At 65.7% G+C, this 12,069-nt stretch carries 12 protein-coding genes and 1 pseudogene; 8 read left to right on the top strand and 5 right to left on the bottom strand.

The window, feature by feature from the left end; translation table 11 throughout:
- Positions 1-10: 10 nt before the first annotated feature.
- From A5711_RS17490 to A5711_RS17500, 3 genes are all read right to left on the bottom strand, one after another.
- Positions 11-358: a VOC family protein gene (locus tag A5711_RS17490; RefSeq protein ID WP_067948648.1), complete on the bottom strand. Its 348-nt coding sequence runs from the start codon at positions 356-358 to the stop codon at positions 11-13.
- Positions 359-423: 65 nt separating this feature from the next.
- Positions 424-1,950: a multicopper oxidase family protein gene (locus A5711_RS17495; protein WP_067948649.1), complete on the bottom strand. Its 1,527-nt coding sequence runs from the start codon at positions 1,948-1,950 to the stop codon at positions 424-426.
- Positions 1,947-2,393, bottom strand: coding sequence for a hypothetical protein (locus A5711_RS17500; protein WP_197500988.1), 447 nt, complete (start codon positions 2,391-2,393; stop codon positions 1,947-1,949). Before A5711_RS17500 ends, A5711_RS17495 begins: the two co-directional genes overlap by 4 nt.
- A gap of 197 nt (positions 2,394-2,590) precedes the next feature.
- On the opposite strand from A5711_RS17500, the gene A5711_RS17505 reads away from it, so the two are divergent.
- On the top strand, positions 2,591-3,040 hold the full coding sequence (locus A5711_RS17505) for a nitroreductase family deazaflavin-dependent oxidoreductase (protein ID WP_067948650.1): 450 nt from the start codon (positions 2,591-2,593) through the stop codon (positions 3,038-3,040).
- A gap of 46 nt (positions 3,041-3,086) precedes the next feature.
- On the top strand, positions 3,087-3,455 hold the full coding sequence (locus A5711_RS17510; protein ID WP_067948651.1) for a DoxX family protein: 369 nt from the start codon (positions 3,087-3,089) through the stop codon (positions 3,453-3,455).
- 3 nt (positions 3,456-3,458) lie between these two features.
- Here the strand turns inward: A5711_RS17510 and A5711_RS17515 are convergent, their stop codons facing one another.
- The gene (locus tag A5711_RS17515) at positions 3,459-4,727 is read right to left on the bottom strand and encodes a M18 family aminopeptidase (protein ID WP_067948681.1); all 1,269 of its coding nucleotides are present in this window, start codon (positions 4,725-4,727) and stop codon (positions 3,459-3,461) included.
- Between the two features lie 128 nt (positions 4,728-4,855).
- On the opposite strand from A5711_RS17515, the gene A5711_RS17520 reads away from it, so the two are divergent.
- The 3 genes from A5711_RS17520 (at position 4,856) to A5711_RS17530 (ending at position 7,468) form a co-directional block, all read left to right on the top strand.
- Complete coding sequence (locus A5711_RS17520) at positions 4,856-5,866, top strand: Dyp-type peroxidase (protein ID WP_067948652.1); 1,011 nt, start codon at positions 4,856-4,858, stop codon at positions 5,864-5,866.
- The gene (locus A5711_RS17525; RefSeq protein WP_067948653.1) at positions 5,863-6,660 is read left to right on the top strand and encodes a family 1 encapsulin nanocompartment shell protein; all 798 of its coding nucleotides are present in this window, start codon (positions 5,863-5,865) and stop codon (positions 6,658-6,660) included. Before A5711_RS17520 ends, A5711_RS17525 begins: the two co-directional genes overlap by 4 nt.
- A gap of 79 nt (positions 6,661-6,739) precedes the next feature.
- Positions 6,740-7,468 carry an SDR family NAD(P)-dependent oxidoreductase gene (locus A5711_RS17530; protein WP_231987502.1) on the top strand — a complete coding sequence of 243 codons (729 nt, stop codon included), beginning with the start codon at positions 6,740-6,742 and terminating at the stop codon, positions 7,466-7,468.
- A 15-nt stretch (positions 7,469-7,483) separates the two neighbouring features.
- Here the strand turns inward: A5711_RS17530 and A5711_RS17535 are convergent, their stop codons facing one another.
- Positions 7,484-9,178, bottom strand: a complete 1,695-nt coding sequence (locus A5711_RS17535; RefSeq protein WP_067948655.1) for an MOSC and FAD-binding oxidoreductase domain-containing protein — start codon at positions 9,176-9,178, stop codon at positions 7,484-7,486.
- Positions 9,179-9,348: 170 nt separating this feature from the next.
- Between A5711_RS17535 and A5711_RS17540 the strand changes: the two genes are divergently transcribed.
- The 3 genes and pseudogenes from A5711_RS17540 to A5711_RS17555 form a co-directional block, all read left to right on the top strand.
- Complete coding sequence (locus tag A5711_RS17540) at positions 9,349-10,221, top strand: alpha/beta fold hydrolase (protein ID WP_067948683.1); 873 nt, start codon at positions 9,349-9,351, stop codon at positions 10,219-10,221.
- 65 nt (positions 10,222-10,286) lie between these two features.
- Positions 10,287-11,605 (top strand): annotated as a pseudogene (locus A5711_RS28075) (TetR/AcrR family transcriptional regulator).
- 217 nt (positions 11,606-11,822) lie between these two features.
- On the top strand, positions 11,823-12,069 hold a 247-nt coding region (locus tag A5711_RS17555; protein WP_156744979.1), incomplete at its 3' end, for an alcohol dehydrogenase catalytic domain-containing protein.

A 12,069-nucleotide genomic window follows, 5' to 3' on the forward strand; every position in this document is an offset into this window, starting at 1 on the left:
GCCGCGGGGGCTATTGACCGACGACGCAGAACACATTGCCCTCGGGGTCTGCCAGCACCACCCAGCGGAAATTTTCGCCGAATTCGTGCCGGCCCACCTCGGTGGCCCCGGCGGCTATCAGCCGAGACACCTCGGCATCAACGTCGGCGGCGCCGAAGTCGAGATGCACGCGGTTCTTCCCGGGCGTGGGGTCGGGCACCTTCTGGAATCCGAGGCGGGGTCCTTCGGACAAACTCACCGCGGTGAACTCGTCGGCGAGCAATTCCTGCGTCGTACCACCGAACTGCTCGGCCCACCATCCGCCCAGCTTCGCGGGATCCCGGCAGTCGAAAGTGATCATCTCCACGTTGAGCGCCATACCGCCAGACCATAGGCCTCTCACGGGCTCAGGCCCAGCTTTGTGCCTGTGCCGTCATCCAGCGGTTACGCGATGGTCAGGAAGTCGGCCATCATGGCCATGTCTTCGTGCTCGAGGTTGTGGCAATGCAGCAGGTAGGAGCCAGCGTAGTCGGTGAAGCGGGTGAGGACTTCCACGGTCTCGGCCGGGCGGACGTCGACGGTGTCTTTCCAGCCCCCGTCGAAACGTCCGGGCGCGCGGTTGTTGCGGGAGAGCACTTGGAAGGAGTTCAGGTGCACATGAACGGGATGGTGGAACTCGCTGATCAACCGCCAGATTTCTGTCGTGCCGAGCCTGGGGCGCGCCAGCGGCCGGCCCGGTTGATACGGCAGGTCGTTGATCGTCCAGACGCCTCTTCTGCCTAGGCGGAAGAGGAAGGTCCGGGTGGCCACGACTTGCTCTCGGCCGAGGGGGGCGCTGGTGCCGAGCCGCTCGGGGATCGCTGAATCATCGGAACGGTCGCTGCCGACGACGTCGAACCGCATGACCTCGGCGGCGCTTCCGGTACCCAACAGGTTGAGGAGGCGCACGCTTGTTCCACGCTGATAGCGGCCGAAGTCGACGACAACCTCGAAACGTTCGGCCGGAGCGATGTCGATGAAGTCATGGCTTACCGGCCGCGCGAGCAATCCGCCATCACTGCCGATTTGCACCAGTGCCGCCCCTCCAGGCGGCTGCGGGTCCAATTGCAGGCGATAGCGACGGGCGTTGGATGCGTTGAGTAGCCGCAGGCGATAGCGGGCAGGATCGGTTTGCAACACCGGCCATGGCGCACCGTTGACGAGGATGACGTCGCCCAGGACGCCGTTCATGTAGTCGCCCGTCACCCCACCGGGGTCAGCGGCCGGGTACCGGAACGAACCATCGGCGGCGAACGCACGATCGGCGATCATCAGCGGGATATCCCGGAAGCCGCGAGGCAGCGGCAACGCGTCTTCCTCGTCGTCGTGAACCAGGTGAAATCCGGCCAGCCCGCGCCACACCGCGGCACCGGTGTAGCCCATGCGGTGATCGTGGTACCACAACGTTGCGGCTCGCTGATCCAGCGGATAGACGTAATCACGTTGCCCAACAACGCCGTTGCGCGCCATGTCCATTGCGGCCGGTTGACCGGCCTGCGGCAGGATGAAATCGGTCGGGTACCCATCGTGGTCCGGTGGGGTGTGCCCGCCATGCAGGTGTACCACCACCGGCACCGGCAGAGCGTTGCGGTGCCGCACGACGGTGCGTCGGCCGGACCGCGATGCAATAGTTGGGCCGGGAAAGCTCGTGTTGTAAGTCCATGCCGCGGTGGTCATCTCGGGCAGGATGCGTAATTGCGTGACCTGCTGCGTGATCTCGTAGTAGTCGGTGTGAGCATCGGTGCTGACTGGCGTCAATTGTTCCGGGATCGGCAGCGGGACTTGGTAACGGGCAGGCAGTTTGGTCTCACTGCGCATCAGTCGCCCCGACTCGGCGGAGCCCAGCAGTGTGCTGGACAGTGGCCAGCCGGCGCCCACAACCCCGATCCCTGCCGCGGCGGCGCCCAACCGCAACGCGCTGCGTCGATTCACCGAGTCACGTCCTGCTGTTCCGCGAGAGGGAGTGCGGTCAGCGGCAGGCGCCAAACCGACGCGGTCAGCTGCAGGATTCCGGCAATCAGCAGAACTCCGAGCGGAACGTGCAGGCCCGTCAGCCGCAATTCACCCGAGGCGAACTCGGCGACGAAGAGAATCGTCACGAGCGTACCCACCGCTACCGGCCACCGCGGCCCGCCTGTCCTGCTGACGATCACCAGCACAACCACCTGCACGACGGAGAGCACCGTGGTCACTTTGGCGCCGACTGAGTGCAGCATCAGTGCGTTGTACTGCCCGCCCAGGAAACTGCCGGCCAGTGCGGCCTGAGCCACCGCCAGGATCGCCAGCGTGGTGCTGGTAGCACGGGCGACTACCCGGGGCCAGCGCTGGTTAGCGTCGCGAGACCACCAGCCTGCGTACAGCTTGGCGTCTGTCATGGTTCTCCTTCGTCATGGGCGTCGGATCCGTGCTCAGGAATGACGACGAGACGGCGCCTCGAAAAGTTACGCACGCAGCTGTAACTTTCTGCGCCGCCGATCCGTCCTTGAATTACGAGCTGCTCGGTTAGAACCTCGGCGGTTCCCATCACAGCCGATTCCACGTTCGCCGCAACGGAATACACCAAGGAGAAGTGATGTCCAGTCCGACGCCGCCCCGCTGGCTGAAGCCGATGAACAAGTTCATGATCGCGATGCAAAAGCTGGGTGTACCCACGGGACCGCCCATGGTTTTGACGGTGCCGGGCCGCAAAACGGGACGACCGCGCAGCACGCCGATGACACCCTTCAGGCTGGACGGACAGCTTTTTGCCGTGGCCGGATTCCCCGGTGCCGATTGGGCACGCAATGCGCGGGCCGCCGGCGCCGGGACGCTCCGCAAGGGCCGAAAGGTGCGGCGAGTCAGGATAACTGAGCTGACCGCCGAGCAGGCCCGCCCCGTGTTGCGGGAGTACCCGATCCAAGTGCCGGTCGGTGTCGGCTTCTTGAAGCGCTCGGGCCTGGTGCGTGACGGCCATCCCGAAGAGGTCGAGGCGCTGGCAGGCCGGATCGCCGTGTTCCGATTGGATCCCATTCCGGCGGGCTAACTCCCGACGATTCCCCTATCGTTCGACCATCCCCGGAGCCACCAACATGCACACCGCATACCTTGCCGTGACGATAATTGCCATCGCCCTCGACGGATTTTCGGGCGTGAGCGCGCTGCTCCACTTCGCGCCCATCATTCCGCCTATGAGACGGGCCGGGGTTCCGCTGTCCTGGCTGAGATTTCCCATCGGCACCCTGAAAACCCTAGGCGCGCTTGGGCTTGTGGTCGGACTGTGGATTCCAGCGATCGGCATCGCGGCGGCGGCCGGGCTGACCATCTTCTTTATCTGCGCGATGTACACCCACGTACTCGCCAACGATATTTCCGGTCAGTTCGTCTTCGCCGGGTTCCTGCTTGCGCTCAACGCCGCGACCTTCGCACTCACCCTGATTGCTCACCCGGCAGTCGTCTAAGCCTTACGGCTCGGGCGAAAGGAACGCGCGCATCGCCGCCGAGTAGGTGACTACGTCGTGAGCGCCCATCAATTCGCGCGCGGAATGCATCGCCAGCTGTGCGGCGCCGATGTCGACGGTGGGGATGCCGGTCCGGGCCGAGGCCAGGGGCCCGATCGTCGACCCGCACGGCAGATCGGCGCGGTGCTCGTAACGCTGCAGGGCGACCCCGGCCTGCTGGCAGGCCAGCGCGAAGGGCGCGGCCGTGCGCCCGTCGGTGGCATAACGCAGGTTCGGGTGCACCTTGAGCACCGGGCCGGCGTTGACCTCGATGAGGTGGCCGGGCTCGTGCCGCTCCGGATAGTTGGGGTGGGTGGCGTGTGCCATGTCCGCCGAGGCCAGCAACGACTCGGGCAGCCGACGCAGGAAGTCTTCCCGGGTGCCGCCGGCGGCGAGCACGATCCGCTCGAGGACGGTGCTCAGCAGGTTGGACTGCGCACCGTGATCGGAAGACGAACCGACTTCCTCGTGGTCGAAAAGCACCAGCACGGGCACGACGCCACGCGGCTCGGCGGCGAGCAGAGCCTCCATCCCGGCATAACAGCTGGCCTGGTTGTCCAGTCGGGGAGCGCTGAGTAGGTCACCGTCGGCGCCGAGCACCGTCGATCGGGTGAGGTCGTGGGTCATCAGGTCGGCGGACAGGACCGCTGCGGGCGCAACCCCGGCGCGTTCCGCGACGAAGTCAACGAAAGACCTCGCTTCGGCGCCGACGCCCCAAACCGCGTTGACGTGTCGCTGCGGGTCCAGCGTCAGTGATTTGCGGTCCTCGGCCAGGTGAATGGCAAGCTGCGGTACCCGAAGGATCGGCTCGTCTATCCTGACCAGCCGGTGCTCGATCCCCGTGCCTCGAGCACTCGAGTGCACCGACAACCGTCCGCTGATGCCCAGGTCGCGGTCCAGCCAGGAGTTAAGCCACGCTCCGCCGTACGGTTCCAGCGCCACGACGCGCCAACCGGCGACCAGCCGATCCGGATGCTGCTTGACCCTTAGGTTAGGGCTGTCGGTGTGTGCGCCGACGATCCGGAACGGGCCGTCGGGCCGATCGGAATTCCAGGCGACCAGCGAGCCGGCCCGCACCGTGAAATAGCGACCCGGTTGGTCCGGCCAGCGGTTGGCCTCGCTCAGTTCGGTGTACCCGGCGGCGGTCAACCGCGCGGCCACCGTGGCACAGACGTGAAACGGCGAGGGAGAAGCGTCGATGAATTCGCAGAGGCCTGCGGCGCTGGCCGACATGTTCAACATCATGGCTGTCGCCGACAACGGAGTTCACGCTAGGTCCGATTGCGCGGCCCTCCCCTGCAAGCGCGGCTCCTTGCTCGCGCACTTCCTGCGCTCGCCGTCGCCACGCTAGGGTCGCCCATGTGCCTCCCGTCCAGCCGCAGCCGATCCTCGAGCCGTTGACGCCTGCGGCGGTCTTCCTGGTAGTGACCATCGACGACGGCGGGGAAGCGACGGTGCACGACGCGCTTCCTGAGATCTCCGGACTGGTGCGTGCGATCGGGTTCCGCGAGCCGCCGAAACGGTTGTCGGCCATCGCCTCGATCGGCTCGCGAGCCTGGGATCGCTTGTTTTCCGGTCCGCGACCCGCCGAGTTGCACCCGTTCGTCGAAGTGAAAGGTCCGCGGCACACCGCCCCGGCCACGCCCGGGGATCTGCTGTTCCACATCCGGGCCGAGAGCTTGGACGTGTGCTTCGAATTGGCCGACCGCATCCTGAGGTCAATGGCCGGTGCCGTCACCGTCGTCGACGAGGTACACGGATTCCGCTACTTCGACAACCGCGACCTGTTGGGCTTCGTCGACGGCACCGAAAACCCCGACGGTCCGTTGGCCGTCAGCGCCACCGCCATCGGCGCCGAAGATCCCGAGTTCGAGGGGTCGTGCTACGTGCACGTGCAGAAATATCTGCACGAAATGTCTTCGTGGAACGCGCTGTCGGTCAGTGAGCAGGAGTTGGTGATCGGCCGGACCAAGCTGGAGAACCTCGAACTCGACGACGACCAGAAGCCGGCCAACGCCCACATCGCCCTGAACGTGATCACTGACGACGACGGCACCGAGCTGAAGATCGTGCGGCACAACATGCCGTTCGGCGAGCTCGGCAAGGGCGAGTACGGCACCTACTTCATCGGTTATTCCCGCACGCCGCGAGTCACCGAACAGATGCTGCGCAACATGTTTCTCGGGAATCCACCGGGGAACACCGACCACATCCTCGAGTTCTCCACCGCGGTCACCGGAGGCTTGTTCTTCTCCCCCACCGTGGACTTCCTCGATGATCCACCGCCACTGCCCGCAGCGCCGGTGGCGGAAACGTCTGTTGCACAAGACGGCTCACTTTCGATCGGCAGCCTGAAAGGAAACCCTTCATGAACAACCTCTACCGCGAACTGGCACCGGTCACCGAAGCCGCTTGGGAAGAAATCGAAACGGAGGCGACCCGGACATTCAAACGCCATGTCGCCGGGCGCCGGGTGGTCGACGTCAGCGGCCCCGGCGGCGCGGTCACCGCGGCGGTCAGCACTGGCCGCTTGATCGACGTGGCGGCACCGTCCGACGGCGTGGAGGCTCACCTGCGGGCGAGCAAACCCCTTGTCCGGCTACGGGTTCCGTTTACCCTCTCGCGTTACGAGATCGACAACGTCGAGCGTGGTGCGCAGGACTCCGACTGGGACCCGGTCAAAGAGGCCGCCAAGAAGTTGGCGTTCGTGGAAGACCGGGCGATCTTCGAGGGCTACGCCGCCGCATCGATCGAGGGCATCCGCTCCGCCAGCTCGAACAAGCCGCTGACCTTGCCGGCCGATCCTCGCGAAATTCCCGATGTCATCACGCAGGCGATCTCCGAATTGCGGCTGGCCGGCGTCGACGGCCCGTACTCGGTGTTGCTGTCCGCCGACGTCTACACGAAGGTCAGCGAGACCACCGAACACGGCTATCCGATCCTCGAGCACATCGACCGGCTGGTTCCGGGAGACATCATCTGGGCGCCGGCCATCGACGGTGCTTTCGTGCTCACCACCCGTGGCGGCGACTTCGATCTACAGCTCGGGACCGACGTGTCGATCGGTTACACAAGCCACGATGCGGACACCGTGCAGCTGTATCTGCAGGAGACCCTGACGTTCCTGTGCTACACCGCCGAGGCGGCGGTCCCGCTGAGCTCCTAGGAATAAATGCCGGCGCGCGGCTGCTGAGCGGGAGACAAGTGAACTTCTCTCTCGGAGGCAGGGTCCGATGGCAGCAACAATGGCAGGCTCCACCGCGCTGGTGACCGGAGCCACGTCGGGTATCGGCCGCGCAATCGCGCTGAAACTCGCGGGGCGAGGCGTCGAGGTAGTAGTGCATGGCCGCGACGCCGAACGGGGCGCGAAGACGGTGCGCGAGATCGAAAACGCCGGAGGCAGGGCGCGTTTCGTCGCCGCAGACCTTAGTGCCGCCGACGATGTCCGCCGGCTCGCGGCCGAGACTGGGCCGGTCGACATATTGATCAACAACGCCGGTATCTACAAATTCGGCGCGACCGTAGACACCGACGACGCAACGTTCGACCAGCATGTGAATACCAACCTGCGCGCGCCTTACATTTTGGTCCAGCGATTGGTGCCGGGCATGATCGAGCGCGGCGGCGGAACGGTGGTCAACTTGAGCACCGTCGCGGCTTCGGTGCCGGCGAGCGGTGCCGGCATCTACGGCGCCACCAAGGCCGGCCTCGAATTGCTGACCCGGGTGTGGGCGGATGAGTTCGGGCCATCCGGGGTGCGGGTGAATGCCATCGCCGCCGGGCCCACCGACACTCCCGGCGTCGCGGCCCTGCCCGGCGTGTTGGAGGCGGTGGCAGCCAGCACCGCGCTCGGCCGGCCGGCCGATCCTGGCGAAATTGCCAGTGCGGTCGTCTTCCTCAGTTCCACCGACGCCAGCTATGTCAACGGCGCGGTGTTGCCCGTGGCCGGCGGCCAGCTTGCAATCGCCGCCTGAGGCAGGACTTTTCGCCTATGCGTCCAGCACTAGATCTGTCTCTGGAGCCGCCGAGCAGATGAGTATCGTCCCCTGCTCGGGCGGCTCCAGCGGCGGCTGCGCGTAACTGGCCCTGCCGGTGACGACACCGGTGACGCACACATGACACACGCCGCTCCGGCAGGAGAACCGGGTGGGCACGTCGCAAGCCTCGGCCAGCTCGAGGATGCTCTCGAATTGGCCTGACCAATTCACCGTTAGTCCGCTGCGCGCGAACGTGATTGACGGTCCGGTTCCCGGACGTCCCGCCGGGGGATGCGGCGGGACACGGGGAGCGCCGTCGACGATACCCGGATTGATCGACGGCAGGGCGCCGAATAGCTCGCTGTGGATCCGCTCAGGGGCCAGGCCCTCCGCGATGAGTGCTTCGCGCATGTCGCTCATAAATTGGGTTGGGCCACAGAGGTACGCAGTGGCATGAGCCGGGATACCCAGCGCCGCAAGTGTCGACCGGCCCAACCGCCCCTGCGTGTGCGTATAGAACACCGACTGCCGCGCGTGCGGCAACGACTCGATCAAGCTGGTGACTTCGGCTGCGAACGCCTGTTTTTGAGGACTGCGGGCGGTGTGCACCCACCAAATCTCGCGGGTGCTGCGCACCGCCGCGAGCGCATGCAACATCGCCAAGACCGGGGTGATACCGATTCCCGCCGAAAGCAGCAAGACTGGGCCGTCACCCTCGGTGAGGTGAAACTCACCTCGCGGTGCGGCGGCCTCCACGACCGAGCCCGCTTCGATGTGCTCGTGCAACCAACGGCTCACCAGACCTTGCTCTTCACGTTTGACGCTGATGCGGTAGTACCCGGCGCCCGGGTCGCCCGAAAGCGAGTAGCTGCGCAGCGGCACTGGTGCGCCCGCGCCGGGGATTCGCACCGTCAGATATTGCCCAGGGAGCGGCGGTGGGAGACTCGCTTGGTCGTCGGCCTCCAGCCAGAGAGACATCACCTGTGAGCTTTCCCAGCGTATTGCGTTGACACGCAAGGGACGAAAGCCCTCCCACGCCGGCTGGAGTAGGGCTGCCGAAGCCTGCTGCGCTGCGAGCATGTCGCGAAACGACTGTTGCCAGCCCGGACTGAGCGCGGTGACGTCGACGACCTTGCGAAGCCGGTCGACGTCGCGGTTCGGCAGATAAAGTAGCGCATCGACGTCGGCGACGCTGAGCTCGTGTCTACCACGGTTGGTCCGCACGATGTCATCGCCGGCACGGACCTCTCCCTCAGTGATCACCCGGAAGTAGAATCCCGGACGCCGTTGGGAAACAAGCAAATTCGGCATCCTGGGATCGTTCAGGCGCATTCCAACGCGGAAGCAGGTGACCCTGGGCTGGGTCACCTCGAACTCGGCCCCACCGATCCGGTAGCGGTCACCGATGCACACCTCGTCGTCGGGCAGCCCGGTGATCGTGAAGTTCTCCCCGAAGTGGCCCGGCACGAGGTCGTCGCGGCCCAGGTAGCTCTTCCAAAAGTCGTAAGACTCGGTCTGATACACCATGACGGCGCGCTGCTCGCCGCCGTGGCCGCCGAGATCGCCCTGGGCGTCGCCGTCGAGGTTCAGGCGGCGCACCATGACCGGCCCCTCGACCGGTGTCTTCCAGATCCCGGTATAGACGGTCTTGTCATGCCACTGAACGTTCTTGGGCATGCCGACGTTTACCGAAATCAGCTTGCCCACTATTCACCTCCGGGCTTCGCCAGTGGGACGGCCGGCCCAGAATATGCCGCTCCGTGCCGAAGGGCAACAGGTGGCGCGACTGTTGCACCGCGCCCGCTCAGGTGCATAATGGGATGCGTAACCCAAATTTCTGGTGAGCAGGACGCCCCGCGAAATTGAGGAGAATGGCCATGCCAGCCGTGCATCATCGATACGCCACCGTCGACGGCCACCGGCTCTTCTTCCGCGAAGCGGGCGACCCGAACGCTCCCGCGTTGGTGCTGTTGCACGGGTTTCCGACCAGCTCCTACATGTTCCGGCATCTGCTTCCGGCGCTCGCCGACGATTTTCACGTCATCGCGCCGGATCACCTGGGCTTCGGGCTTTCCGACGCGCCGTCCGTGCAGCAGTTCGACTACACCTTCGACGCGCTGACCGACCTCACTGCCGGGTTGCTGCGCGCGCTCGGCATCAACAGACATGCCATATACGTCCAGGATTACGGCGCGCCGATCGGTTGGCGGCTGGCGCTGCGCGACCCCTCGGCGATCACCGCGATCATCACCCAGAACGGCAACGGCTACGACGCGGGATTCGTCGACAACTTCTGGAAGGTTGTGCGGGCCTACCAAACCGAACAGACGCAGGAGACGGAGGCCGCGGTACGGCAATTCCTTACGCTGGACGCCACGCGATGGCAGTACGTCACCGGCGTTCCCGACGAGACCCTCGTCGACCCGGAATCGTGGCATCACGACTACGCGCTCATATCGCGGCCGGGCAACGACTTGGTGCAGCTGAAATTGTTGCGGGACTACGCCACTAATGCGCCGCTCTATCCACGCCTGCACGAATACTTTCGCGCCAGCCAGGTGCCGCTGCTGGCGGTGTGGGGTCGCGGTGACGAGATCTTCGGTCCGGCCGGTGCCGAGGCATTCGCCGACGACCTGCCGGATGCCGAGATCCGCCTGCTCGAGGGCGGCCACTTCCTGCTGGAGTCCGCACTGGACGACGTCACCGCGCTGATTCGCGGGTTCCTGACCAAGGTTGACATGACCGCCTGACCGGTTCCGGAATCAATGGGTTGGATATCCCATAGTTCTTAAGGCGCGCGGGTTAGCCTGACGCGATGGCACATTCCGATGTTCGAGACGAACAACGGTTGACCGCCAAGGGGCGCGCCACCCGGGACCGCATCGTGGAAGCGGCCGCCCAGCTGATTGTCACCGAGGGCCTGGCCGCGGCGAACATGGAAAACGTCCGCAAGGCGGCATCGGTCAGCGGTTCGCAGCTGGCCCACTACTTCACCGACAAGAGCGCTCTGATTCGCGCGGTCCTCAGGCGTCAGATCGGCGTGGTGCTCGACTTCCACCGGCAGCCCTCGCTGGGAGGCCTGGACTCCTTCGAAGACTTCGAGCGGTGGATCGACCTCAACATGCGGTATCTCAGGCGCATCGGGTATTTCGGCACGCCCACCTACCACGCGCTTGCCGCCCAGCTGGCGAAGTCCGACGACGCGACGCGCGAAACGCTGGCGGCCGGCTATTGGCAGTGGGTCGAACTGCTCCAGGCAGCGATCCACCGGATGAAGGACAACGGCACCTTGGTCGCGGACGCCGACGCCCGACGATTGGCGATGGTCATCGTCGCCGCCCATCAGGGCGGGGGCACGTTGGCCTTCACCTACCGCGCGGAGTGGCCGCACGCGGACGCGGTTCGATTCGCGATCAACTACCTACGCAGCTTTGCCACCGACCCCGGCGAGCGGGTTGCCCGACCTGCGCGGCGTCCACGGGGCCGCCGAAGGACCGTCACGTGAGCGACGACGGCCCAACGCGATTCACCAGCAAGGGATTGGCGACTCGCGCGCGCATCGTTAACGTAGCCGCCCGTCTGATGTTCGAGCGGGGCGTCGCCAACACCAGCATCGAGCAGGTTCGGCGCGCAGCGGGGGTGGGCGGCTCTCAGATCGCGCACTATTTCCGCGACAAACGCGATTTGACCCGCCAGGTCGTTGCCACCCGCCGCGAAGACGTGCGGGCATTCCACACCCAGCCACCGCTCGGCGCCCTGGACAGTGTCGACGCCCTGCAGGCATGGGCCGACGCCTGCGTCGCCGACATAGACGCCGTGTACCGCGTCGGCGGTTGCGTCTACGGCTCGTTGGCGGGTGAGCTGATCGACGCCGACGATCAGATACACGACGATCTCTCCGCCGGGTATGACCAGTGGATCGACCTGTTTCAGGCCGGCCTAACGGCAATGCGCCGACGCGGCGACTTGCGCTCCGGCGCGGACCCCCGCCACTTGGCGGTGTCGCTGGTCGTCGCGCATCAGGGCGGTGCGATGTTGACGTATGCCACCGGGGATCCGGAACCGCTGCGGACCGCCGTCAACGCCGCCGTCGACTACGTCCGCTCGTTCGCGACACCCGCGCGCAAGGACTGAGCCAAATAACGACACCCCTGGACAGATTGGGACGCATAGCCCATAATAACTGGGTCAGCTGTCCCATTATGTGCCCGGAGACCTAACCATGGTTGCGCACCTCCGGATTCGTTGAGGCGGGCCAGGAATTCGGGAGGAGCGCCACTTGTCCACCAGCGACGCATCCCAGCTGCCGACCGCCCCCGCGAGGGTGCGCGAGCAGCCCGGCGGGGAAACGATGCGCGCGATCATCCTCGACGGGTTCGGCGGCCTGGACAAGCTGGTCTTCGCCGACGTTCCGAAGCCGCTGCCCAAGAACGGCGAAGTGGTGATCGAAGTCAAGGCGTTCGGCATCAACCACGCCGAGATGCACATGCGGCGCGGTGAATGGGCCGAAGCCGCGGAAATCAGCGGCATCGAATGCGTCGGCGTCGTCGACTCATGCCCGGGCGGCGAATTCCCGGTGGGCGCCAAGGTGGCGGCGC

The organism is Mycobacterium sp. E2238 (assembly GCF_001672665.1).
In the GTDB taxonomy this organism is placed as follows: domain Bacteria; phylum Actinomycetota; class Actinomycetes; order Mycobacteriales; family Mycobacteriaceae; genus Mycobacterium.

What these genes read in the sequence shown, in the direction of transcription:
- A5711_RS17490 (WP_067948648.1), bottom strand. Translation starts at nt 358, where the DNA reads ATGGCGCTCAACGTGGAGATGATCACTTTCGACTGCCGGGATCCCGCG.
- A5711_RS17500 (WP_197500988.1), bottom strand. Translation starts at nt 2,393, where the DNA reads ATGACAGACGCCAAGCTGTACGCAGGCTGGTGGTCTCGCGACGCTAAC.
- A5711_RS17505 (WP_067948650.1), top strand. Translation starts at nt 2,591, where the DNA reads ATGTCCAGTCCGACGCCGCCCCGCTGGCTGAAGCCGATGAACAAGTTC.
- A5711_RS17510 (WP_067948651.1), top strand. Translation starts at nt 3,087, where the DNA reads ATGCACACCGCATACCTTGCCGTGACGATAATTGCCATCGCCCTCGAC.
- A5711_RS17515 (WP_067948681.1), bottom strand. Translation starts at nt 4,727, where the DNA reads ATGTCGGCCAGCGCCGCAGGCCTCTGCGAATTCATCGACGCTTCTCCC.
- A5711_RS17525 (WP_067948653.1), top strand. Translation starts at nt 5,863, where the DNA reads ATGAACAACCTCTACCGCGAACTGGCACCGGTCACCGAAGCCGCTTGG.
- A5711_RS17530 (WP_231987502.1), top strand. Translation starts at nt 6,740, where the DNA reads ATGGCAGGCTCCACCGCGCTGGTGACCGGAGCCACGTCGGGTATCGGC.
- A5711_RS17540 (WP_067948683.1), top strand. Translation starts at nt 9,349, where the DNA reads ATGCCAGCCGTGCATCATCGATACGCCACCGTCGACGGCCACCGGCTC.